The organism is Pseudomonas sp. NPDC087639 (genome assembly GCF_044743385.1).
Taxonomy (GTDB): Bacteria; Pseudomonadota; Gammaproteobacteria; order Pseudomonadales; family Pseudomonadaceae; genus Aquipseudomonas.
In genome coordinates, this window is record NZ_JBIUWI010000001.1 from 383,914 (window position 1) to 407,947 (window position 24,034).

Genomic DNA, 24,034 nt, shown 5'->3' on the forward strand with positions numbered 1-24,034 from the left:
GATTTACTGCAAACGCACTTCGCGCTCAACCCCCGACCCATAATCACTCATCCAGCGATACCGAAGCTGGGGATTGTTAAAATTAACTTTTACGTCACCTAGCTTGAAAAGCTCTGTACTAAATGGAGCAATCATTCCATTAGCGGCCGGATATGATTTCCCACCCTGCACTAATTCAAGACTGCTATAAGTTACGTGATAAGGACTGGGATTCTCTCCTTTCAGAAAAACCTCGGATCCTTTATCAATCACTTCCCATTTTACTTGCTCAACTGCCTTATCGAGACTTCCAGAAAGACCCGCCGGGCGATAGAACAGCTTCAACCGAGAGCGCACCGCAATTTGCATAAAATTACTATCTGCTGCTTTGGGCATTGAAGGAATCTCCAAAGCATTAAACCAGAACAGGGACTCACGATTTTTAGGTAAATTTTCGCCGGTAAATACCAAGCGGACACTCTGCCCTTTCTGAGGATCTAGGCGAAAGATCGGTGGAGTAATTAAAAATGGCGCATCAGCAGTTTGTGGCTTGGACTTAATATCTCCTCCATCCGCCCAAACTTCCATTAAAACAGGCTCCTTACCCTTGTTTGTCATCTTGACGGTTACTGCGCGTTCTTTCTCAGAGTAAATTACACGCGTACCTTCAATTACGACGCCTGCTATTGCGTGAGGGGCCAGCGATAAAAACAGTAAGCCAGCCGAGAGCCTCCTTAGATTAGGAACTGTTATGGAAAACATGAGCTTCACCTCTTAACACCAGGGGAGGAGTACCCTCCCCTGGAGAAAACGATTAGTTGTAAACCAGCTGGAAGTTCGCAACAGCACTAACGTCGCCTGCGCCAGCACTACCGGCAACCGAGTGATACTTCGCAAAGTAACGCAAGTCGATGTCAGCAGAATCAGTGGCAGCACCACGGGCCATTTGCGCAGAAAACGTGTCGTTACGGATATCGATCGGATTCTGGTCTTTATCCAAAATTTGAACTGCGATATTCTGAGCAGTGCCCGTATTCGCCAGGTTGCCGTTCATATCCACATTACTGTCAGGGATGAATGCGACGGATACCTTCTGAACACCAGCACCCTCGGAGCAACCAGAAACCTTTAACGTAAAAGGTGTAACACCCGCACTGCTGTCTGGGAGTTGAAGCATGGTCTTATCAACGTTAGGCAGCGTCACGCTGACGTTGCTGGAGCCGATATCAACGTAGCAGGTACTGTCGATGACACTACCGCTGATGTTGATGGCACCAGTCTGTGGGGCAGCATGAGCACTCAATGAGGCCATGAACGCTGCCAGGAATGGGGTTACGACGAACAATTTCTTTTTCATGATCAGACTCTGTTAGATCCATATGAAGCTTCTACTGGAACCGTAAGAAGCCCCTACCAATCGAGCCCCATTACCGTATTGAGCTGGTAGCGGGAATCGACTTGGTAAATTTTATGGATAGGCAGAAGCCGGGGAAATCGGAGAAACCCTAAAAATCATCGGGCTATGCCGAACGAGATGGACAAACACCTAATAACAAAAACGACTAACAACCATCCCCAACCCTGCGGGAAAGGAATAAATTTACTGCAGGTTGATCTTAAACCTGATTAACGTCATCAGCCAGCTGATAAAATAATATCTCAGACCACTCTATGTTCCTGACAAAAAGCAAAAAGCTCTTGGTCGGAATGTACACTCAACTTCCGCATAACTGTGGTTTTTTGTGTACTAACTGTCTTAGTGCTACGATTGAGATTGGTAGCAATATCTTTTATGCGCATACCCCCGAGAAACAACCGCAAGACCTCAGCTTCTTTTTTGGAAATACTAGCAATACGTTCTTTAACGGATGAATTTGACGGCATCACGTTATCTTCCTCTAACGCAAAACCACCCTTGTAAATCCGGCCTAGAGAGATAGTACGAAGCGCATCAGTTATCTCATCCAAATTAATGCTCTTCTGAAGCACGCCTGACACACCGGAATCATATAGCCCCCCCAAAATGGATCGATTATTCAACATGGTTAACACCAAAAATTTCACATCTGGAAACTTACGAACCATATGAGTTATCAAGCGCATGCCGTCGCCATAATTCTCATCACCAGGCATGTAGTAGTCGGTGATAACAATTTGTGGCTTATGCTGACTTATTGCAGCGATCAATTCGCTTGACGTGCGAGCAACTCCAACGACCCTATAATTTGGATCGGACTGCACTATTTCTTTCACCCCCGCAAGAACGATGGGATGATCATCAGCTAAAACCACTTTGACTTGATTCACGCTAGATATCCCTCAAGAAGGTTTTATATTGATCGATGCGAATATGCGTACGGTCATATCTTGTTCATTTCCCCAAGAATTTCTTCGAGAAGGTTTTCCACTTCCAATCCGGTCTCATCACTCCACCCTTCTGATCGTAGCTGCTTTTCCAGTGATTCACAGCGCATCTGCAGATCCTGAGCCTGCACTACCACAAGTCCGCCACGCACGCGATGCAGCATAGAGCCAACAGACTCAGCATCCTTTCCGAGCAGGGACTGCCTTATATGGCTAACATCCTCAGAAAGAGTGGTGATAAAAACACTACGCAATGAATCAGATACCTGCATCTGACTTTTTGGTAGGGAGATCTCTGCTGACATTACTGCGCCGTCCAGGTGTCCGCACAGCTTTAATAATACGTCGTGAAGTGTTTGCAACGAAATTGGCTTTACGACACAAGCGTTCATACCTACAGCGACGCAACGCTCACCTTCCTCACGCATCGCATTAGCAGTCACGCCAACGATTGGAGTCAGCTCATCGGTTTTGCGTAGAGCAGCAGTAAACTCATAGCCATTCATCTCAGGCATATTAACGTCGGTAAGCACTATATCGAACGCATCTTGTTCCCATAGCTGCATAGCTTCTAGCCCATTGTGGGCGACAACCGCAGTACAGCCGAGCTCCTCTAGCTGCTCTTTGAGAAGCGTTTGGTTAATCGGATTATCTTCAGCTACCAGTACATTTAAACTGAGTCTGCTCCATCTATTTGGAGATTCTTTTAATTCAGCAACGTATGCTGAATCGCCTTGAGCTAGGGCTATAGCACGCAGAATCCCTTTGAAACTGTACATACTAACTGTATAGCCATTGTAAGCACGTGCTGGCTCAATTGGAGCACCTGGAGTACATACAACGTGCTCCCCATTCCAATCTGCAAGATCGGCGTCATCAAAAGCAACATCCACAAGCATGACATTAGAGCTCACATTAGCTTGAGAATGGCGCGCGACAACCGCATTAGCGCCATAACGAACCAGCCATTCGCAGAGATTATTTGAAAGCTCATTAACTGGTGAGCGCACAACAACTATTTTTTTTGAAAATTTTATATCTATGGAGGCCGGATCATCAACACACATGGATTTTAGCGAGAGCCGCAAAGTAAAACTACTACCGTGTCCATATTCACTCACAACATCTAATGTACCGCCCATCAACTTGGTTAGGCGGGAGCAAATTGATAGCCCGAGCCCCGTGCCACTAGAAATCTGGTGATGATTATGAATTTGATAAAACGGTTCAAAAAGACGCGACTGAAGCTCCTGCGGTATGCCTGAACCACTATCCGCAACCTGAAACGACAAATTAGAAACGCCGATACCATTTTCACATTTGACTCGCAGTGCAATTCTTCCGACATCGGTAAACTTGATTGCATTACTGATCAAGTTATTGAGCACCTGGCGTATCCTGGAAGGATCGCCTTGCAGAGTCGTCGGTATATGCGAGTCAATACATGCGTAGAATGTCAAATTCTTTGAGCGAGCCGCAGCGGAGTACGACTGAACGACATCCTCAATCATTTCCAATAAATTAAATTCGAGATACTCAATTGCAAGCTGGCCAGCCTCTATTTTTGAAACATCAAGTATATCACTGATGACTTGCAGTAAAATGGAGGAGGAGCGCTGCATTGTTAGCACTTGAGAGCGCTGTTGGGAGTTGAGCTGAGAGCGCATCAGTAACTCCAGCGTGCCTAGCACACCGTACAGTGGAGTGCGAATTTCATGGCTCATCGTAGCGAGAAAAATTGATTTAGCTTCATTCGAAGCATCTGCGGATTGCTTTGCTTCCGCCAAGGCTTTCTCGGCTAACTTGTAGGTCGTTATGTCAGTGAATGCACAGAGGACTACATCCTCACCTTTATAACGCGTATTCGAGAACATGACCTCTAACTGCCGACCATTTAAAACAATAGTCAAATTCCTGGGACTTCCTCCTTCTTTTACATCATTATCGAAGTCCCATGATCTGCTTAACCGACTGATGGCGGTGGTATCACCAACCCATTGCAAAGCCAATTCGTTTTCCATCACAACTTTGCGAGTTTTACGTCCCAATATACATAGCCCGACTGGCGCACCTTGGATAATTGCGCGACCAAACTTGTCACTTTCAACGACCAGGTCATGTGCGTTTCGTGCAGGTGCAACAACCTTAAAAGCATACCAGCGAAAGATTAAATATCCCGCTGCGACAAGCACCACGCATATAGATAGCAGCATAAAAAGCTGCCATTTAGCATATAGGGCAAACGCCCGATAACTTAGATAATAGAATCCTTTCCAACCATCGGCGCTGGTTACCTTTACAAGAAATCCGTTCTTATCAAAACTAAGCCCATCTGCTCTCTCAGGGGAAAATTGGTCACTGCCCGTCAATAATAATCCATCAGGGGTGATCAATCCTACCGAGTCAAAAACAGCCCAATCGCCTAGCCGAAAAAACTCGCGAATAGAAGAAAAATCCAGAACGGAGGCTACGACGACTCGCTGCTCCTCCCTCCCAGTTAGCCATAGATCCTTTGGGACTCGGGTATGCATATAAACGATTAATTCAACGTCAGTCGCACTATTGCCAGTCGCAACAGAAGCCCATTTAGTTGAACCATCCACACCAGAACTATCAACTCTCAAGATCTTTTCTTTCAGCGCTTCACTTTGATTAGCATAAATTGCTTTCCCTGCACGACCGCGAGGTACTGCAAAGTCAGCAGCAGGCACTGCTATACTGGTTTTGCTATCAAGATCTAAAATATAAGTTTGAGGAGCAGAGTATGATGAGGTACTCCAGTAAGATCCGTAAAAATTGGAGATCAATACCCCCAGTTTACCGATATTAAACTTTCCGCCAGGATCTTCAGGACTACTTGGAATCGTCAGCATAAAAGGCATCGAGAAAGAAAACTCTTTGCCCTCATAAAAGGCATACCCGTGATCTTCTTTTAGCTTTTGCAATTGAATGGGAACGTTAGCCCTATTTTGCCTTTGCGTTGCCTCATCAGTTGGTCGTGCAATTCGTTGAAGAAACGTTTCCTGCTCATGAATACCACCAACAAGCCGATCAAAGTGCAATTGAACCTTATACAACTGCTCTTGAACTAAACGCTCCCCGACCCAGTAGGTGATACCTATCAATACAAACAACAACGAAAAGCTCACGATCAGCAAACGGTTTAACCGTAACGAAGTACGAGCAAATTTTTTTATCGAGTTGTCAGGTGCCATAGCTCGTTCCAATTGACGAATGATGTTCCCCGATTATGCCCTCTCAGACTAACGCCCATCGTTCAGTAACAGCGATTGGAACGATTTTGCAGGCACCGCCTTCGAAATCAGAAACCCTTGAGCCATATCACAGCCGAATTCTCGTAAAAGCGCAAGCTGATCCCTGTTTTCCACTCCCTCAGCTACAACATTCAAACCGAGCTCGCGACCTAATGCGATGATACTTTTCAGGGCTGCGGCAGAGCTGCTTTCTGACTCGCAATTGGTTATCAAGCTCCGATCAATCTTTAACTCGGTAAAGGGAGTTTTTACCATATTGTAAAATGAACTGAATCCTTGTCCAAAATCGTCTTGCGCTAAACCAAAGCCTTTCATCCGCAGCCTGCATACGCCCGCGATGTAGTTACTGAGACAATCGGTCATACTGCATTCAGTCAACTCAAATACTAAGCTTGACGGTGTACCGCCACACTTCAATACGTGATCATACAGACGATCGGGCAACGTACAATCGCATAAAAGATGCGTCGGCAAATTAATGGATACAGGAATTTTAAATCCGGACTCACGCCAAATGGCTTGGGAGGCAATTGTTTGTCTGGTCATGCTGAACAAAAGAGCCTCATCCATACCCTCGTTAAAAATTCCTTCCAAAAACTGCCCTGGTAGCAGCGTGCCCAATGTGGGGTGTTCCCACCGCACGAGGGCTTCTGCTGCACCTATACACCCTGTCGCTAAATTAATTTTTGGCTGAAACCAAGCCTGAAATTGCTCTAGCTCCAACGCCTCTCGAAGTACATCGCCTTCGAAAGCTACGATCGATCTAAACTCATTTACAGATTCAGCCTGCGGTATAGCGCATTTGTCGACCAATGCTTTAATGGACTCTGGCAGGGCTGGCTTTGATATCCTATCAACAACAGTAATCCCAAGTATCTCTGCAACAGTGCTAACACCACCCAAGATACGCATTGAATGGGAACTCATAAGAGCTAAGCGAGGCGGTTTTTTGAAAAGTGCTAACCGCTGTATAAACTGAACACCATCTACACCTGGCATCATTAGATCGCTGAGAATCAAATCGAACTCTTTCTTATCCAACCATTGCAGTGCCTCTTGACCGTCCGAGGCAAGCTCAACTTGATTAACACCCTGCTCTTTAAATAAACTCTTCAGATACTCACGTTGAAAAATATGATCCTCTACGATCAGCACGCTCAATGAACACATACCCACCCCTACTTCAACTCGCTCAACCCCCTGAAAACCGAGGAGAGATAAAAAGGTTTAATTAAATTTAGATCCACCTCAGCAAGCATAGAGTGCCCCCCCACCTCGCTCACTAAGCTTTCCGACACCCCTACTATCGGTTTTTTACATCCTAATTTTCGTAATTCTTTTACAATATTTATATCATCTGGCCCGACATTACAAACCTCAATCATAATCACGTCAAAATTCCCGCAACTCCATTGCATGATTGCTTCTTTGTTATCGCAGGCAAGAGTCACTTCACATCCAAGAAATTCAAGTTGCTCTTTCAGCACAAGTCGATCATTACATTCCTCACCAACCATTAAAATGCTTTTGCTAAGATTTCTTGATTGCTCACACTCGATAGGTTCAGTGATCTCACTTCCGGTTTGCGCAGCCTGTATGGCTCGCCCGATTGCTTGAATATCATGCACGCATACTTTCCATACTGAATCCTCTAGAACTGGATGCTTCAACGGATCCAAGCTTGCAATTACGCGTGAGTTATCCGGCAAACTTTGAGAGTGGAGATGACTGCTTTCTGGTAAAAGCTCGACAAGTGTCACTCCAGGCGAGTACTTTAGCTCCCCTCCTTTTAAGACATGGGGTGATGCTCCCCACCGCCGTAGCCAACCACTAAGATTCTCGACAGCCTCGCCTATATTCGATTTTATATAGACAGGTTTTTCCTGAAGCTTAAAATCATGGCTCTCACCCGAAACGCCAATATTTGCAACTAATGGAAGATGGAGGGTAAAACTGCTCCCCAAACCCGGCTCGCTAACTAAACGAATGTATCCATTCATTAAATCGGCAAGACGCTGACTGATAGTCAACCCCAAGCCTGTACCACTCGGCAGCCCCCCGCTGTCTTGAGCTCTATAGAAGGCATCGAACAAATGCTTCTGTTGGGCCATGGGAACACCGCAACCTGTGTCTGACACCTGCCAGAGCAAATTCAATCTTTCACAATCGCGACTCTCGATACGTACTCGCAACACAACACGCCCCGAGTCCGTGAAATTAATTGCATTACTCAACAAGTTCGTGACTATCTGACGTATGCGGGCAACATCACCATATACAAAGTCAGGCAATCCGGGATCGCAAAAAGAAAGCAACGTTAGTCCTTTACGCTTAGCTGCAATCGAGAATTCTTGCGCTATACTGCTCACTAAATCACAAGGGTTAAACTCCTCCAAATCTAGCTTTAAACGCCCTGCCTCTAGTTTCGTAAGTTCTACAACATTACTAACCTGGTGATCCAGATCCTTCGCCGAATTGCGCATCAGCTCAAGGTAGCGAGTTTGACGGGAATCCAAATTTGTCGAACCGAACAACTCCAAGGCATTCATGACGCTATAAATTGGTGCTCTAACCTCGCGCCCTATGGATGCCAAGAAGATATTTTTCGCATCATTGGTTGCGTCAGCGCATTGCTTAGCACGAACCAGCTCCAACTCCACTTGCTTATGACTTGTTATATCACTAAATGCACAAAAAAGGACATCTTCGCTTTTGTATCGGGTTAAGGTCGAGCTTAAATATAAGTAGCGACCATCCTCTGTTTGGCACTCCTCGTTGATTGACAAATCATCTTCATATGCCCTCCAAATCCAGTATTCACACAATCTAGCATGTTGCTCTTGCCCACCGAACCACTCAGCACAGAGTCGATTCTCAAGTACAACTTTTCCGTCCGCTCGTCTTATCACACATAGAGCTACAGGCGCGGTTTCTATAATTGCCCTACTGAAAGCTTCACTTTCTATGAGAGCCTCGTAACGATTCAAAGCCGGGTTAACAAGTCGAGAATTTATTCTTCTAATCAGAATACAAATCAACATTCCCATAACACAGCAGAACGTCAGGACAGAAACAAAGCTCCATTTTATGCCGCCCAGGATACTTTCCGAAGACACAAAATAGACCAATGTCCACTCCGAGTCCCCTACCCCTTTGTTCAGGGTCAGACAACCGGGCAAAAAGCCTTGTCCGGCAAAGTTAAATCCCTCTAAAGTCATGGGACGCGGAATATTTCTCTCTGACTCGGTAAATCCTGAGCTACTTAATACTCGATTGAGACCGTCATCGAGAAGAAGATATCCATCTACCTTTTCAGCATTCAGCATGGCGCTCAGTGCTACACCACTGCTCTCCAGCCCTAACCATCCACTTCCGAGATAGTTTGAAATCCTTTTAAATATATAAACTCGACTCTCAGGGTCAAAGGGATCGCTCAACCAGATAAATCGGGGCATCTCAGCATTATTTTGCGATCTCAATTTTTCCAGCACATACCTAGGTACCGCAGCGTATTCATTACTCCAAGCATAGAGCCTAGTCACCGTCGGGCTCTGATCATCAGAAACATGTATAAGCCCGGCGTCAAACGTTTTTAGTTCAGATACGTCTCTCGAAGAAATTCTCAGACTTAAGGGATTCATATTTACATTGAATCTAACAAACTTATCGTGTGACTGAGTATTAATCGCACCCTGCTCCGCTCTAGCAGCCCTAGTAGAATCTGAGACATTGCTTGTTACAGAACGACTGAGATGCAGCAATAGAGCTTCTCTTTTGAATAGTTTCTTTTGAACATGAAACATCTCCTCGTTCAGATCACTTTTTCGACTTGAAACTTCGTCATCAAAACGCGATATCAGGTAGAAGCCGCCCCCGAGAAAAAGACAGACACACAAGATCACCGCCAAGAGATTTAGCAGCTTTTGAACTGCCTTTGGCGAGGAAAAGCCTTGGTTAACGGATTTAAAAAAATGTATGTATTTCATGGCGAAAATCTTAATATTTCCGCCATTACAATGGCTATCGGACAAACCCGAAAATCAATTATTGACAGGAACCGGCGAGCCTCAACGCCTGTTTCCGTTCGTAATCTCAAATATGAAGCACAACCACTTCCGCTTGTCGTTATTGATATTTACTTCACGACTTTAAAAATCATACCCCAATAACATGGCGCTGACGAAATTCCCGAGGGGTTTCACCATACCAACGGCGGAAAGCACGTAGAAAATTAGAGACTTCATCGTAGCCCACACTGTCAGCGACTTCACTAATAGAAAGCTTACTGAGAAGTAGCAGATCATTTGCGAGTAAGCGTCGCTGAATATCAACAATATCAAAATAGCACCATCCCTCACGAATCAGCTCTCGTCGGAGCGTGCGAGTCGTGGCGTGATGCTGCGCAGCAATCATGTCAAAGCTTCGTTCATCACGGATACTCAGCATTACAGCAGCGGCCACAGACTCCAGCGTTGATGGTTTCTCTGTTTTCAGCGCGTACCCTTCAAGCGCCTTTTCAAGCGATGCGCAAACAGCTGGACTACCTGCCGGGCGAGGCACCAGTAAGGCATCTATATCCAGCACCAACTCATCGCGCGAGGCACCAAAATGTACATTGCATCCAATCTTTTCTCTCCAGGGCGAAGGATCAAAAGGCGGAGATCGCCGCATGTGAACCTCCAGCAATGCTACTGGAGCGCCAGGCCTCGCCTTGAGATGCAGAGCTTGCCTCATGCACCAATAATCTACTTCCTCATGCGCAGCGCTTAATGGCTGGTTTGGGATCAACGTCAAACGTAACTTGCGCCCCTCCTGCTTCCAATCCAGATCCAAATGACCCGCAATCAATGGCCAATAGCTCGCCATGACTCTCAATGCAGACAGCCGGTCGGGCATGAGCTCCATCAAATACGCTACGCCTAACATCAGGCTTGGATCGGCTTGCTGCGCAGCGTGTAGACCAATTGCCGGATCACCGCTCAACGCTCTTGCCACCTCCCAAAATCGACGCGCCAGAAAGGAAGGCAGACGTCGGTAAGGATCGCGTAGAGAGCTGAGTCTTACCCCCCAATCTTTTTGCAGCTGCTCTTTATCAACCCCTAGAGACAACAGCACCTGAACCCCGGCATTGATGATGGGCAATGATAAGGACGATCTATGTCTGTGAGCAGGGAAACTTTTTGTCTGCAAATGACTAATAACTTCCACCCTACGGCTCCCATCGTTGCAGCTCAGTCGACACGATTGATGCTTGGCTCTTGCACCTCCCCAAAATGCGCTTGGGAGCGTGTGACATCTACTGAGAAAACCAACTCACCATTAAAACAAAAACAGGTGACTTTCATATGCAGCGATCTACGAGACGCAAAGCGTACTGCGCGCTCGCGCGGTGCCTTCTGGAAAAGGTATCACCGTCTGCAATTTTTATTAGCACGCTGTATACGCCTTTCGCCTGCTCAGCAACCTGGTCTTTCTCTGACGACTGGGTGCTGTCCACTAATACTACCGTCTCCCTAGGTGCGAGTTGGGCCCTGCGCAACCCTGATCCTAGCCAATTAACGGTTGCAGACGCTCGATCGATAGGTGAGCGCGGTACAGGCGTTAACTACAACGCAGATGATGGAAAGCTGAACTTCAAAAAACATTCTCCGATATCTCAAACTCTCAAGGGATTAACAGAGTTTGACCTTAACAGCGGTAATCAAGGGGCTTTCATTCGCTTCAAGTACTGGTACGACCACGCCTATGAGACCCGTAACGGTGAATACAGCCGGTTCGACGACAGCGACTGGCAGGATCTCGCCAGATTTCAGGGTTTCAAGACCCTTGATTTCTACGTTTGGAAAAACTTCCATGTGGGGGAGCAGCAGCTCAACCTGAAATTTGGGAAGCAGGTGTTATCTTGGGGAGAAGCATTATTTTTGCAGAATGGCATTAACGCCATAAACCCCGTAGACGCCTCCGCCTTTAACCGGCCAGGTGTGGAGCTAAAGGAAGGACAGCTTCCTGTAGAAATGCTCAGTTTCAGCTTTGATCTGACGGATGACTTGAGCCTTGAGGGTTTCTACCAATACAACTTCCGCCCCACAGTGTTGGACGGTTGCGGAACGTTCTTCTCTGTCAGTGACAACATCCAGGAAGGTTGTCAAAACAACAAAATGCTGGTCAATCCGGCAGGCAACCTATCCACTCAGCAACTGATCACATCCGCCGGGTACGAAAGCCGTGGCCCTACCGACATGCCAAGGGACGGCGGACAATTTGGATTTGCTTTGCGCAAGACACTGTCTTCTCTCAATGAAGCCGAACTCGGGTTGTACTACGCCACCTATCACAGTCGTACCGCCACGCTCGACGGCTCAGTCAGAAACAGCCTCACCATGGGATCACTCCCAACAGCCACCTACTACACCGTGTACCCCGAGAGCATACGAATGTTTGGTGCCAGCCTCAGCGGGATCATTGGCACCACTGCCGTATTCAGCGAGCTGAGTTATCGACCTAATCAACCACTAACCTTCAACGGTTCGGACTTCATCGCCGTACTAGCAGGAGCAGGAGCCAGTACACCGATTTTTGACGGAGTATCGCCTGCACTAGGAAGCACGGCTGAAGGCTACAAGCGCAAACAGGTTTGGCAATACAGCCTTGGAGCTACAGATACCGTCAACAACGTCCTCGGTTCGCAAAAACTTACCTGGGCTGCAGAGGCTGGCGCGAATTGGATCGACGACCTCGATGTACATAAAGAGCGCTACGGCCGTGCCAGTGCATTCGGACGAGTGCAGGATACTGGGTCGGCGTGCTTCCTACCCTCAACCAACGGACTAAGTGCCGCCCAAGCTGCAGAAAAGAACAAAGACTTTTGCAATACGCATGGGTTCTATACCGGTCTTTCGTGGGGGTATCGCATTCGCGCTGGTCTCAGCTATGAAAGTCTTCTTCCGTCCACTGTGGTAACGCCGTCCATTAACTTCCGTCATGACGTCGAAGGGTATGGCCCGAATTTTCAGGAAGGTCAGATGGCCGCAGGAGTTTCCCTGACGTTTGACTATCGCAACAACTACTCGTTTGAACTCTCTTATAACGACTTCTTTGGAACAAACAAATTTTCCACCATTGACGATCGAGATTTCGCGTCAGCAACCCTAAAGGTAAGTTTCTGATGAACCCTGCCCTGCTCGCCTTTCCGTTAGCATTTACGATGGTCGCATTATTTAACTTGGCTGATGCCAAGGAAACTGACACTGCCAAACTTACTGGTGCATTGAATCCTTTTGGGGGCATACGCGCTGGCAATACAGACGGTAGCATTCCCCCTTGGGAAGGCGGTTTGAAACCCGGAGCTGCAGCCATCAGTAACATCGGTAATTATGCTGACCCCTTCGCTCAAGAGAAGCCTGTTTACATCATCAATAGCGCTAATTTCTCACAGCACAAAGATCTGCTCAGCCCCGGTCAACAAGCAATGTTTAAGCGTTTTCCTGAGTACCGAATGAATGTTTATCCAAGTCACCGAAGCGCACGACTCCCTCAGAAATACATAGACGAAAGTCGTACCAATGTCACCAAGGTGGAGCTTGCCCAAGCGGGTAATGGCCTAAAAAACTACAACTTTGGCATCCCATTTCCCGAGCCAACCGAAGCGCTGGAGGTGATGTGGAACCACTTGACTCGTTTTCGCGGAGGTTCAGTCAATCGTGAATTTGCCTCCGCGACTGTGCAGGGAAAAAGCGATTACACGCTGGTGACATACGAGCAGAGGATCAACTGGCGAGAAACCGTCACTGATCTGGCGCCTGAAGAAAATATCCTTCAATACACGCTCGTCAAAACGCTCAGTCCTTCGCGTTATGCCGGCGAAGCAACGCTTGTTTACGAACCACTCGACCAGGTAGAGGAACAGCGTTCGGCTTGGCAATACATGCCAGGCCAGAGAAGAGTCCGGCGCGCTCCCACCGTCGCCTACGACAGCAGTGCTCGCTATAGCTTTGGTCAAGTCGTGTCCGACAGCATCGACGGGTTCAATGGAGCACCGGATCGCTACGATTGGAAGTTGATCGGAAGGAAAGAGATGTTGATTGGGTATAACGCATTCAAGCTGGGGAGCAAAGACATAAAATATAGCGACATACTGCAGCCAAACTTTGCAAACCCTGACCTTACTCGCTATGAGAAGCACCGTGTCTGGGTGGTTGAGGCTACACTTAAACCCAATGCGCGACATATCTACAGCAAACGTCGTTTCTATGTTGACGAAGATACTTGGCAAATCATGGCTTCAGACATGTATGACAGTCGCGGTGAACTGTGGCGCAACTACGAGTCTCACCTGACATTCCTTCATGATATTGAGTTACCGCTAACGGCACTAGAGACAACCTACGACCTCATCTCTGGAAACTACTCAGCAAACTTCATGACGAATGAAGTCAGTAAGAAAATGCAGTTCGGTGCCTCAGGACGCAAAGCAGACTACACACCAGCGGAACTCAAGCGCCAAGGAAAATAGTTAACCGTAAATTTCACCAGAAATCTTGCAGTCGACGACAGACCTTAAATAATAAATAAAGGAACATCACTCATGAGGTCACTCCGAATCCTCAGCAGCATTCTCGTTCTTTCATTACTTTTGATTTACACACTTTCCACACGCGCGGACGAATCGAACACACCAGCTGCTAACTGGCGTGAAAACTACGCCTACAGCCTGGGGATACAAGCCTACATTTTTGCCTTTCCCTGGAGCTATAACTCTGAACTGCGTTGGCAGTGGACAACCCAATCAATTGACCCAGCCAATATTCCCTACGCACCGCAAAATCAGTTTTGGCACGCACGCACACTAACCGGATCTGACTACCGAAATGGTGGCACCCCGAACAACGACACCCTCTATTCCGTCGCCTGGCTCAATCTCAAAAAAGAGCCGCTGATCCTTTCTGTTCCCGATGTAGGGAACCGTTATTACGTGATGCAGATGGCTTCAATGGACTCAGATAATTTTGCCTATGTAGGCTCACGAACGACTGGCCCAGACGCGGGAAGCTACCTGATCACGGGGCCAGGTTGGCAAGGTAAGACACCAGAGGGGGTCAAAAGGCTACCTCCCTCTCGGACAGATGTGGCAATGATCCTCGGGCGCACGCTTGTGGATGGCGCTGCGGATCAGATCAATGTTCAGAAGCTACAGGATCAATACCGGCTCACACCACTCAGTGCATGGGGGAAGTCAACGCTTCCAGTGGTTAATCAAGAAGAGGCATGGAAACCTTTTGACCGCAAAAGCGATCCTCTGAACGAGTGGCGTACCATCAATAGAGCCCTCACTGAAAATCCACCTGAAGCGCGTAATGCACCATTGGTTTCTCAGTTTGCTGATATAGGCGTTGGCCCTGGGCAGAACATCGATGCCATGGATGATGCGACCCTACGTGGACTGTCCCGCGCTGCGTTGGAGGGCCGTAAACTGGTGCAGGAAGCAGCAGTCTCGGGCTTTGGTCGTACCTTTAAAAACGGCTGGGCCATCACCCCTGAGAACTTCGGCAGACTTGGCCTGCATAACCAATGGCTCACTCGGGCAGCCCTTCAGTCGATGACAGGGATTGCGGCGAACGACATGGAGGAAGCCTCCTACATTGGCGCTCGAAAAGACGCTGACAATCAGCCGCTGGATGGGCGCAACAGAAACTACACCCTGCATTTCGCTCCGGAAGATAAACCCGACGTCAAAGCGTTTTGGTCAATGGGCATCTATGACATGACCTTTAATTTCAGCCCCAATGCGATTAACCGATTTTCGATTGGTGATCGAACAGAAGGACTGAAAAAGGATGCCGACGGTGGGCTGACTATTTATCTTCAGGCTGATGATCCAGGTGAGGCCAAGCGCTCCAACTGGCTTCCGATTCCACGCGACCGTTTTTTTACCGTTTTTCGCGCGTACGTCCCGGGCGTCGCCATCCAGCGAGGACTATGGGCGCCTCCACCTGTACAACCGGTGCTCTGAACCTATCGACACGATGCATAATGTGTAAAACAACCTAGCTAAAAACCGGTCTTGGTTTCACATGCAAGACCGTTTTTATTTTGCAAGAATGCGTTAGTCCTTTAATAGCGCTAAAAAAAATGCAGTTGAATCAGCCCACATCCGAAAAACTTACCGCATCGCAGAATGACTATCTTGCTCAGACGACATTGGCAACCGTCGTGCGCGCGATCGCAAAGACGCTTGACGTGCAGTACGGCATTGACCCGCTGCCCATATTTCAGCGTATCGGAATCGAATTCGATCACATCAATGGCAATGAGCTGCGCTTGCCCGTCACGACGTTAAGCATTTTGTGGCAACGCTGTGCTGAATTAAGTGGTGATGAGGCATTCGGATTGAGAGTCGCCGCACATACAGGCGCGGTTAACCTATACGGCATCGATCTAGCCTTATATGCAAGTCAGACGTTCGGTGAGTCCATTAGGCGGCATGTAGAGTTCGTTCGGGTGCTCAGCACCGTTGCGATGCCCACGCTACATACTGCGCCCAATGGCGATCATCTGCTGCAGGTTCATATCCATGGCCCACATGTGCCCCCGGAAGTAGCCCGCGATTATTTTGTCGCACTGCACCTAAGAATTTTCCAACGTCAAATCGGTCTTCCTCTCTGTCACTTATTGCGACGTCTAGAGCTACGTCGCCCAGCCCCTCATGATCCGACACCATGGGAGGAACTCGGCGTTCCTGTTTTTTTTGGCCAACCGCTGGGCACCTTTGTTTTCAAGGCGGATGCTTGGGGTCTGGATCTGAAAGGTGCAAACCAACACCTGCTTGCTCAGGTTGAACAGCCAATTCTTCATCAGTTGATACGATTAGGCTTACCGTTGCCCGCCTGCGCTCTTCGCAGGCGATTGGCGGACATGCTGGCTTACTCACCGAATCTTGAGACGCTTGCAGACGCCATTGGTCTTGCGCCAGCCCAACTGCGAGCCTCATTGCGCTACCAGAAGCTCTCCTTCGCGAAACTGCTGGATCAAGCACGTGAAGCTCAAGCGCTGCACTTACTACTTGACCCAACACTGACGCTTGAGCAAATAGCCAATCGAACAGGATTCAGCAAACCAAGCGGATTCAATCGTGCCTTTCGGCGCTGGCGCGCTATCACGCCCCTGAGCTACCGCAATCAAATGACAAGAACTCACGATCCACTCTAGAACCGCCTGGACATCAGCGCATAGCCAAACATTTGAATCCGAAGCGGCGGCGGATGAAGCGCTATCCACTGTTTCCACGCCATCGACTACGAGCGTGGAAATAAGCCGTCAAATCGCTGTAGCCCAGTTGGCTGGCAATCTCACTACGGGAAGCGCCTTGTAACTCAAGGTGCAATTCCAGTTCGGCGCGAACCTGGTCAAGCAACCCTCTGAATGTCGTACCCTGCTCTTCCAATCGCCGACGCAAGGTGCGTGGTGTTTGGTGCAGTGCCTGAGCCAAATCGTCCAGATTCGGTGTTTCTCCAAGGGACAGAGCACGGCGGGCACCGGCAGCTACCTTCGCGGCCCAACCTGTAAAGTTTCGGTGCACCGCTATGCGTCGATCCAACTCCTGGGTCAACAGCTCTAACATTCCGTGATGCCTGGTTTGCATCGGCAGATCTAAACTGTGCGCATCAAAATAGAAGCAATTCGCAGCACAGCTGAACTCAATGCAATCACCAAACCATTGAGCATACTGCTTGTAATAGGAGGGGCGCGGATGAGTGAATTTAGCTCGCACAGGCCGAACTTCTGAACCCGTACCACGCTGCAATAGAGCAATGGACATAACCCCGTAATGCTCAGTGACGTACCGGCAAAGGTCAGTCGGCGCGTCGACAAACAACTCAACTCCAAAACCATTTTCGTCATTTACCAGCCTGACACTATCGGTGTCCGAGGCCAGCGGTGCGTAACGCGCCCAGTTCTCCATTGAACAACGCACATCAGGGCTGTACAGGCATAGATAGGCTAAAACGTGCCAATCCTGAGGAGTGAATTGGGCGAATAGTTTCAGTCCTATTGCAGGCTCAATCAGCGCCGCCTCACGCCACAATTGGTCGAGCTCTGCCAAGCTGTAGTCCGCGCTTAAACGAGAGGTTTGGCTATTCAGAAACCGTTCCAGTACCTGACCGAGCTTGCCTCGATGGAAACGCTGCTTCGGGCGAATGGCCAGTTCTAGCTTGATTCTGTCCTTTTCACGCATTGGGGACGCCTTACTGGTGGTTTCTAATGGCGGAGCATTGCCCGCAAGGGCCTAAATCGAGAGTGCCATGAATACAACAATGCTCGGCAACAACCCAACTTTGATCGTGGCAGGAATTTTCCTTGCCTTCGTTTTACTGGAGATCGCTTGTTCATCATTTCGCCAGCCTTCAGGCACCAAGCGTGATGTCCTGATTGAAGTGATCGGTTCCGGAATACTGGTTACCGTCACATTCCCTCTGGTGATGTGGCTGAGCGGGACGATTTTAGAGCAGCTCCTTCCGAATATGAAGAACGCCTTACAGGGTATTCCATGGATCTTAGGGTTCGTTCTGTTCTTGCTGCTGGATGATATGACGCAGTACTGGTGGCATCGCCTGACCCATCGGGTACCCGCTCTATACGCACTGCATCGAGCGCATCACTCTGCAACATATATGAGTGTTCGCATCGTCTATCGGAACAACAGCTTCTACTACATGTTGATGCCGGGTATATGGTTATCAGGCGCCCTTATCTATCTGGGCCTCGCACCGATTTACTACGTCTATTTGATCCTGAAAATGACCGTCATTTTCGCGGCACATAGCAGTGTTGCCTGGGACGATAAGCTTTACAGCATTCCTGCGTTGCGTCCTCTGGTCTGGATTCTGGAACGCACGATCTCTACGCCATCCACTCACTCTGCTCATCATGGTTTAACCGCTGACGATGGCGTTACGCACTACAAAGGCAACTTTGGGAACCTGCTTTTCCTGTGGGATGTGGTCTTTGGCACCGCAAAAATCACGCGCCGCCGCCCTCCTTCCTATGGAATTGAGCATCTCTCACCGATAAGTTGGAAAGAAGAACTATTTTGGCCGCTGGTTCGCTCCCGTCGCACCGCCCCCACTGTGAATACGAAACAGAAGGCTACACAATGAAAAGCCGTATCGCTTTGCTCTCCGGCTCGAGTCGACCTCAGAGCCAGTCGCTTAAGGTCGCCAGATTTTTACAAGAACGTTTAGAACGGTTACAGCTATGTGATGCGACTGACCTAATCGACTTGGCCTCCATTAGGCTCCCACTCTGGCCTGAAAAAGATCAAGATGAAGTTTGGAGAAAACAACAGCAGTTGCTACAAAATGCAACAGCGCTTGTTGTTGTGAGTCCAGAGTGGAACGGTATGGCGTGCCCTGCATTGAAGAACTTCTTTCTTTATGCGGGTTTAGCAGAACTCGGCCATAAACCTGCCTTACTGGTCGGCGTTTCGGCAGGATCTGGAGGAGCATATCCAATAGCCGAGTTGCGTGCGTCCAGCTATAAAAACAGTCGAATCATGTACCTCCCTGAACACCTGATTGTTCGGAATGTCGACCATGTATTTAACGAGGATATGCCTGCAAGCGATAACGACATACGCCTGCGAACGCGCTCTGATTGGGTTCTGCGAATGCTGAGTAGTTATGACAGGGCTTTAAACAGTATTCGCTCTGAAATCGATATGTTCAACGGCGACCATTCAACTGGAATGTAGTTCAAAAATTTACTCTTCATAATAAATGACAGGTCATGAAAAGGGCAATGCGTTCACGCATTGCCCTTGCTCATTCTCTGCTATCGTTTCTCGGTGGCAGATCGATAATCTCGACTAAAACAAGGAGTGCCTATGCACTATTCCCTTCCTCGTGCCTCTTTCGCTCTCATAAGCGTTATGACATTACAAACAGTTCTTCCGGTGCCAGGTTTCGCGTCCGAGAAACCCACCACGGTCAATATTGAGAACTTCATACGTGCAGAAACAGACACTTACTTCCAGAAGGCGGTGAAAAGCGGAGCATTCGGCAAGCTCGTTCATCGCACCGAGATGGCGAGCATCGAAGCCCAGGACGTTGTCCGTCTCAACCGCGACACTCTTTACTCTTCGGGTGTCTTCGACCTCGATGCGGGCCCGGTCTCAGTTACGCTGCCAGACACTGGCACTCGCTTTATGTCCATGCAAGTTCTTTCAGAGGATCACTACACAAATGAGGTTGTCTACGCGCCAGGCACTTATACCTACAGCAAAGACAAGGTCGGCACTCGTTATGTAATGCTGGTCATTCGAACATTCGCCAACCCTGAATCTGCATCAGACATAAAATCTGCAAATGATCTTCAGAAATCAATAAAAGTTGAACAGTCTGAAATCGGTAGTTTTGAAATCCCAAAGTGGGAAGCGCAATCTCAAGCCAAGGTAAGAAAAGCGCTGGCAACGCTGGCCATGTCGCTGGGTTCGGGGAGTAGCAAGATGTTCGGCGATAAAGCTCACGTAGATCCTGTTGCGCACCTGATAGGCACTTCGATCGGCTGGGGAGGAAACCCTGCCGAAGCTGCAATTTATCGTTCAGTGTATCCAAAGTTAAATGACGGTAAGACCGTATATAAGCTGAACATCAAAGATGTCCCAGTGGATGGCTTTTGGTCGATTAGCGTTTACGACGGAGAAGGTTTTTTCAAAAAGAACCCTCTCAACAAATACTCATTAAACAGCGTCACCGCAAAACGAGAATCAGATAAATCAGTCAACATTCAATTTGGTGATTGCAAATCATCAACCCCGAACTGTTTGCCTATAATGAAAGACTGGAATTATACGGTAAGACTTTATCGTCCAAGACAGGAAATCACGGATGGGCGATGGGAGTTTCCAGAAGTCCAGCCGGCCACTCAACAAAAATGATCTCGGGCTAGCTGATGAGGAGTTGTCAAATGAAAATGCTTACCCGGACATTAAGGTATGCTAGTGGCTTTGCGTTAACTGCACTCGCGGCGAACACTGCTGTTGCGCTTGAAGGCGGAACGAGTTCGTATCTAAAAGGATCCAGAGACTTCCTCGGAGGGATTGTACCTGTAGAACCAGGCGTCTATATGCGCAATGATATTGCTTACTATGACGGCTCAGTAGACCGTACTCTTCTGTCGGGTAAGGTTCAGGGTAAAATTGAGGCGCGCTTGCTGGTAAACCTGATTCGCCCAACCTTTGTTACACCTTGGGAATTGTTTGGCGGAACATATGCATTTGGGTTCACGCTCCCACTGGTCGATGCAAAACTAACAGGGACACTCGTAAGACCTAAGGGCACGAATGAAAGAGAAGAACATCAAGATGGCTTGGGAGACGCTATTCTTACGCCTGTACTGCTGGGATGGCATAACGGGAACTGGCACTTCAACTCGAACTTATCTATCTGGGTTCCAACAGGCTCGTATAAAGATGGTCGAGTTTTAAACACCGGAAAAAACTACTGGTCACTATCACCTCAAGTTGGTGTTACTTACCTGAACCCCACCACTGGCTGGGATTTTTCCGCGACAGGAGTCTACCTTTTAAACTTTGAAAACAGCGCAACCAATTATCACTCCGGTGATGTTTTACACTTTGACTTCGCTGCTGGTAGAAGTCTAAACAAGTCATTCAAGATAGGCGTAGTCGGTTACGCACTTCAACAAATTACAGGTGACTCCGGCGAAGGCGCCACTCTAGGAGACCTAAAAGCGCGTGTCTATGGATTTGGCCCAGCGGCCACACTGACTTTCCCAGTTGGGAACACGCCAGTGTCGGTTACGGGAAAATACTACAAAGAGTTTGGAGCAGCTAACACTACTGAGGGGGATGAAGCAGTTGTCAGCATAAGTTTCAAATTTTAGAAATTTAGTTACTACACAATCAAAGCCACGATCATCAGATTTTATTACAAATGATGCAGTGAGGACATTATGAAGCAATCAGCCCCATTCAAAACCATCGCGTTGTCGCTCGCCCTGACCATCGGGTTCGCATCCGCCGCAGATGCCTGCACCCGCGCTCTTTTTGTGGGAGATGACGGACTCGTGCTCAACGGGCGCTCTATGGACTGGTCGGAAGATATGCACACAAACCTGTGGGCATTCCCAGCCGGCATGGAACGCGATGGCGCCGCCGGAAAAAACACGCCTAAGTGGGTATCGAAATACGGAAGCGTCATTGCTACTGCCTATGACATTGGCAGCACTGAAGGAATGAACTCCGAAGGACTCGTAGCAAACGTCCTGTATCTTGATGAATCGGACTACGGAAAGGTAGACCCATCACGGCCTCACCTGTCAATCTCCACTTGGGGACAGTATGTACTGGATAACTACGCCTCGGTCGCCCAAGCCGTTGAAGCACTCAAGTCCGAACCGTTTCAGATCATTGCCCCTACCCTACCCAACGGATCGGGCGCACAAGTTCATCTTGCACTTTCCGATCCTTCAGGTGATTCCGCCGTTCTGGAATATGTAGCCGGTAAGCTCGTGATCCATCACGGCAAAGCTTACAAAGTCATGACCAATTCCCCTACGTACGATAAACAAATCGCCCTCAATGAGTATTGGCAAAAGATAGGTGGGCTGACCTTCCTACCCGGAACGAATCGGGCTGCTGACAGATATGCACGTGCCTCTTTTTTAATTGATTCAGTTCCAAAATCCGAGTCGAAAACCTACATCAGCGCTGTTCCTAGGCAATCGTTCACCTACCAGGCAGTAGCCAGCGTACTAGGAGTGATACGTTCCGTCAGCGTGCCGTTAGGCATTACTACTCCAAATGAACCTAACATCGCCTCAACCCTGTGGAGGACGGTGTCCGACCAGACGCATAAGGTCATCTACTTCGACTCGGCTACTCGTCCAAATACATTTTGGATATCGCTGGAAAAAATTGATCTCAAAAAAGGAGCTCCGGTACTGAAGCTGAATCTATCGAACGGTGAGGTTTATTCCGGAGAAGCGGCCGCGCAGTTCAAAACCGCTAAGCCATTCGCTTTCCTCGCGGCGAGCGCTGAGTAAGGAGAGCCAGGTACTTCTTCAGAAGGGCTCGAGGGATCGAGCCTAGTCCTCAGTATGGAACCACTCCATCCACATTGCGTGTTTGACTTCAAATTACGCATCTGCTGCCGATATAAGATCGAACCCACTTCTCTCTGAAAATAGCCAGCATCTTACATTTAAGCTCTCGTAAAAGTATCAGTCATTTTTATGCAGGCTACTAAAACTCCTATATCACTCGGGTGATGACTTCGCGGCAGCTTGATATTCTTATTGGCGTTCAATCTAAAACTCCAAACAGATTACTCATAGAACAATGTAAATACGGCAGTTACAGATACATCCCCTCCTGTCATTTCGCGAGTAGTAGCCACGGTTTTATAATACTTAGCGGTAATTGGGATTTTCACAGAAGACTGCCCCGTCGTTTTTACATGCGTAATTTTCTCACCCAGGGGAAGCATCGTACGGCTGCCTTGATCTCCACGAAAAAGCATTACGCCGATTCCAGAAGCCATACCGGAATTCTTTATATTTTCAAGTACGTTCCCATTTGCAGCACCGTCAATTTGATATCGAACATTAACACCAGGATCACATAACATACTAATTTCGAATGACCGTGCCTTCGCCGTGTTCTCCAGAACCGTCGTAGAGTCACTAAAATCAGAAAGCATCACAGCAGGTAAAGAAATAGAAATGTTAGTGCTTTGCGGATCCACCTCGCACGCACTACTATGCACCACAGTCTGACCTGCAATAGTCATTATCGCAACTGTACCATCATGATACTTAACCTGATTAACTCCACTTATTGTGAGTGGTTCTGAGGACAAATCTTCGCTTACTTTTACGAGCCGTACCCACCATTTATGTTTTAGGTTATAAGAAGCGGAATTGGCCGCCCCGCTTAACCCGGAGATTGGCGTAGCGTTGGCATAATTCGGATCGCAGGAAGAGTCAGCGCACCAAAAAACTGAGATACCGATTCCAGCAACATTAGTCCTGAATACAGAATTAGATCCGTTACTAGAAAAACCAGGGACAGCAGTACCTATACCGGCGGCGAGCACCCCGCTAACGTTTCCTCTAAGAGAGCAACGCAAGACGTTGGACGGAGCCTCAATCCAGCCGCTACTCCAAAGCTCTGCGCCAATTGGCAGATCACGAGTTACATTTAGCGTAGACGGTAGATTTATCGTCAGCTGAGATTGCTGAGTATTGTCTGTAAAAAAACAGGTGGCCTGGACTGATGGCACTAAGAAAAGCCACCCTACAAATAAGCTCACGAAAAGCCTCATAATACATCCTCAGCCAACCGAACACAAAAACTTAAGCTATGAAAAATTAGATCAGCATCAAAATTTAACCACTGC

The 24,034-nt window shown here is 48.1% G+C and carries 18 protein-coding genes; 9 read left to right on the forward strand and 9 right to left on the reverse strand.

What is annotated here, in order from left to right; genetic code table 11:
- Nucleotides 1–3: 3 nt before the first annotated feature.
- The 7 genes from ACIOVB_RS01595 to ACIOVB_RS01625 form a co-directional block, all read right to left on the reverse strand.
- Nucleotides 4–741 (reverse strand): molecular chaperone, encoded by a 738-nt coding sequence (locus ACIOVB_RS01595; protein WP_401264231.1) that lies wholly within the window; start codon nucleotides 739–741, stop codon nucleotides 4–6.
- 52 nt (nucleotides 742–793) lie between these two features.
- Nucleotides 794–1,336, reverse strand: a complete 543-nt coding sequence (locus ACIOVB_RS01600) for a fimbrial protein (RefSeq protein WP_401264232.1) — start codon at nucleotides 1,334–1,336, stop codon at nucleotides 794–796.
- A gap of 302 nt (nucleotides 1,337–1,638) precedes the next feature.
- Nucleotides 1,639–2,286: a response regulator gene (locus ACIOVB_RS01605; RefSeq protein ID WP_401264234.1), complete on the reverse strand. Its 648-nt coding sequence runs from the start codon at nucleotides 2,284–2,286 to the stop codon at nucleotides 1,639–1,641.
- Nucleotides 2,287–2,339: 53 nt separating this feature from the next.
- Nucleotides 2,340–5,558 (reverse strand): ATP-binding protein, encoded by a 3,219-nt coding sequence (locus tag ACIOVB_RS01610; protein WP_401264235.1) that lies wholly within the window; start codon nucleotides 5,556–5,558, stop codon nucleotides 2,340–2,342.
- A 48-nt stretch (nucleotides 5,559–5,606) separates the two neighbouring features.
- Entirely contained in the window at nucleotides 5,607–6,788 is a 1,182-nt protein-coding gene (locus ACIOVB_RS01615; RefSeq protein WP_401264236.1) for an EAL domain-containing protein, read from the reverse strand.
- An 8-nt stretch (nucleotides 6,789–6,796) separates the two neighbouring features.
- Nucleotides 6,797–9,604, reverse strand: coding sequence for an ATP-binding protein (locus ACIOVB_RS01620; RefSeq protein WP_401264237.1), 2,808 nt, complete (start codon nucleotides 9,602–9,604; stop codon nucleotides 6,797–6,799).
- Nucleotides 9,605–9,773: 169 nt separating this feature from the next.
- A complete protein-coding gene (locus ACIOVB_RS01625) occupies nucleotides 9,774–10,760 on the reverse strand; it encodes an AraC family transcriptional regulator ligand-binding domain-containing protein (protein ID WP_401264239.1) in 987 nt (328 codons plus the stop codon).
- A 203-nt stretch (nucleotides 10,761–10,963) separates the two neighbouring features.
- Here ACIOVB_RS01625 and ACIOVB_RS01630 point away from each other — a divergent pair, with 203 nt between their 5' ends.
- The 4 genes from ACIOVB_RS01630 to ACIOVB_RS01645 all read left to right on the forward strand — a co-directional run bounded on the left by ACIOVB_RS01630 (nucleotide 10,964) and on the right by ACIOVB_RS01645 (nucleotide 16,823).
- The gene (locus tag ACIOVB_RS01630; RefSeq protein WP_401264240.1) at nucleotides 10,964–12,784 is read left to right on the forward strand and encodes a DUF1302 domain-containing protein; all 1,821 of its coding nucleotides are present in this window, start codon (nucleotides 10,964–10,966) and stop codon (nucleotides 12,782–12,784) included.
- A complete protein-coding gene (locus ACIOVB_RS01635; RefSeq protein ID WP_401264241.1) occupies nucleotides 12,784–14,130 on the forward strand; it encodes a DUF1329 domain-containing protein in 1,347 nt (448 codons plus the stop codon). The genes ACIOVB_RS01630 and ACIOVB_RS01635 overlap by 1 nt, the downstream gene beginning before the upstream one ends.
- Before the next feature lie 72 nt (nucleotides 14,131–14,202).
- Nucleotides 14,203–15,627: a DUF1254 domain-containing protein gene (locus ACIOVB_RS01640; RefSeq protein WP_401264242.1), complete on the forward strand. Its 1,425-nt coding sequence runs from the start codon at nucleotides 14,203–14,205 to the stop codon at nucleotides 15,625–15,627.
- A 119-nt stretch (nucleotides 15,628–15,746) separates the two neighbouring features.
- On the forward strand, nucleotides 15,747–16,823 hold the full coding sequence (locus ACIOVB_RS01645) for an AraC family transcriptional regulator ligand-binding domain-containing protein (RefSeq protein WP_401264243.1): 1,077 nt from the start codon (nucleotides 15,747–15,749) through the stop codon (nucleotides 16,821–16,823).
- 61 nt (nucleotides 16,824–16,884) lie between these two features.
- On the opposite strand, the gene ACIOVB_RS01650 is transcribed toward ACIOVB_RS01645, so the two are convergent.
- On the reverse strand, nucleotides 16,885–17,850 hold the full coding sequence (locus tag ACIOVB_RS01650; protein WP_401264245.1) for an AraC family transcriptional regulator ligand-binding domain-containing protein: 966 nt from the start codon (nucleotides 17,848–17,850) through the stop codon (nucleotides 16,885–16,887).
- A gap of 67 nt (nucleotides 17,851–17,917) precedes the next feature.
- Here ACIOVB_RS01650 and ACIOVB_RS01655 point away from each other — a divergent pair, with 67 nt between their 5' ends.
- The 5 genes from ACIOVB_RS01655 (at nucleotide 17,918) to ACIOVB_RS01675 (ending at nucleotide 22,679) form a co-directional block, all read left to right on the forward strand.
- Nucleotides 17,918–18,772 (forward strand): sterol desaturase family protein, encoded by an 855-nt coding sequence (locus ACIOVB_RS01655; protein ID WP_401264247.1) that lies wholly within the window; start codon nucleotides 17,918–17,920, stop codon nucleotides 18,770–18,772.
- On the forward strand, nucleotides 18,769–19,365 hold the full coding sequence (locus ACIOVB_RS01660) for an NADPH-dependent FMN reductase (protein ID WP_401264249.1): 597 nt from the start codon (nucleotides 18,769–18,771) through the stop codon (nucleotides 19,363–19,365). Before ACIOVB_RS01655 ends, ACIOVB_RS01660 begins: the two co-directional genes overlap by 4 nt.
- A gap of 132 nt (nucleotides 19,366–19,497) precedes the next feature.
- Entirely contained in the window at nucleotides 19,498–20,550 is a 1,053-nt protein-coding gene (locus tag ACIOVB_RS01665; protein WP_401264251.1) for a DUF1254 domain-containing protein, read from the forward strand.
- Nucleotides 20,551–20,579: 29 nt separating this feature from the next.
- The gene (locus ACIOVB_RS01670; RefSeq protein WP_401264253.1) at nucleotides 20,580–21,518 is read left to right on the forward strand and encodes a transporter; all 939 of its coding nucleotides are present in this window, start codon (nucleotides 20,580–20,582) and stop codon (nucleotides 21,516–21,518) included.
- A 69-nt stretch (nucleotides 21,519–21,587) separates the two neighbouring features.
- Nucleotides 21,588–22,679 (forward strand): linear amide C-N hydrolase, encoded by a 1,092-nt coding sequence (locus tag ACIOVB_RS01675; protein WP_401264255.1) that lies wholly within the window; start codon nucleotides 21,588–21,590, stop codon nucleotides 22,677–22,679.
- 281 nt (nucleotides 22,680–22,960) lie between these two features.
- Here ACIOVB_RS01675 and ACIOVB_RS01680 read toward each other — a convergent pair whose 3' ends face one another.
- A complete protein-coding gene (locus tag ACIOVB_RS01680; protein ID WP_401264257.1) occupies nucleotides 22,961–23,947 on the reverse strand; it encodes a fimbrial protein in 987 nt (328 codons plus the stop codon).
- Between the last annotated feature and the right edge of the window lie 87 nt (nucleotides 23,948–24,034).

What these genes read in the sequence shown, in the direction of transcription:
- ACIOVB_RS01595 (WP_401264231.1), bottom strand. Translation starts at nt 741, where the DNA reads ATGTTTTCCATAACAGTTCCTAATCTAAGGAGGCTCTCGGCTGGCTTA.
- ACIOVB_RS01600 (WP_401264232.1), bottom strand. Translation starts at nt 1,336, where the DNA reads ATGAAAAAGAAATTGTTCGTCGTAACCCCATTCCTGGCAGCGTTCATG.
- ACIOVB_RS01610 (WP_401264235.1), bottom strand. Translation starts at nt 5,558, where the DNA reads ATGGCACCTGACAACTCGATAAAAAAATTTGCTCGTACTTCGTTACGG.
- ACIOVB_RS01615 (WP_401264236.1), bottom strand. Translation starts at nt 6,788, where the DNA reads ATGTGTTCATTGAGCGTGCTGATCGTAGAGGATCATATTTTTCAACGT.
- ACIOVB_RS01620 (WP_401264237.1), bottom strand. Translation starts at nt 9,604, where the DNA reads ATGAAATACATACATTTTTTTAAATCCGTTAACCAAGGCTTTTCCTCG.
- ACIOVB_RS01630 (WP_401264240.1), top strand. Translation starts at nt 10,964, where the DNA reads ATGCAGCGATCTACGAGACGCAAAGCGTACTGCGCGCTCGCGCGGTGC.
- ACIOVB_RS01635 (WP_401264241.1), top strand. Translation starts at nt 12,784, where the DNA reads ATGAACCCTGCCCTGCTCGCCTTTCCGTTAGCATTTACGATGGTCGCA.
- ACIOVB_RS01640 (WP_401264242.1), top strand. Translation starts at nt 14,203, where the DNA reads ATGAGGTCACTCCGAATCCTCAGCAGCATTCTCGTTCTTTCATTACTT.
- ACIOVB_RS01645 (WP_401264243.1), top strand. Translation starts at nt 15,747, where the DNA reads ATGCAGTTGAATCAGCCCACATCCGAAAAACTTACCGCATCGCAGAAT.
- ACIOVB_RS01650 (WP_401264245.1), bottom strand. Translation starts at nt 17,850, where the DNA reads ATGCGTGAAAAGGACAGAATCAAGCTAGAACTGGCCATTCGCCCGAAG.
- ACIOVB_RS01655 (WP_401264247.1), top strand. Translation starts at nt 17,918, where the DNA reads ATGAATACAACAATGCTCGGCAACAACCCAACTTTGATCGTGGCAGGA.
- ACIOVB_RS01660 (WP_401264249.1), top strand. Translation starts at nt 18,769, where the DNA reads ATGAAAAGCCGTATCGCTTTGCTCTCCGGCTCGAGTCGACCTCAGAGC.
- ACIOVB_RS01665 (WP_401264251.1), top strand. Translation starts at nt 19,498, where the DNA reads ATGCACTATTCCCTTCCTCGTGCCTCTTTCGCTCTCATAAGCGTTATG.
- ACIOVB_RS01670 (WP_401264253.1), top strand. Translation starts at nt 20,580, where the DNA reads ATGAAAATGCTTACCCGGACATTAAGGTATGCTAGTGGCTTTGCGTTA.
- ACIOVB_RS01675 (WP_401264255.1), top strand. Translation starts at nt 21,588, where the DNA reads ATGAAGCAATCAGCCCCATTCAAAACCATCGCGTTGTCGCTCGCCCTG.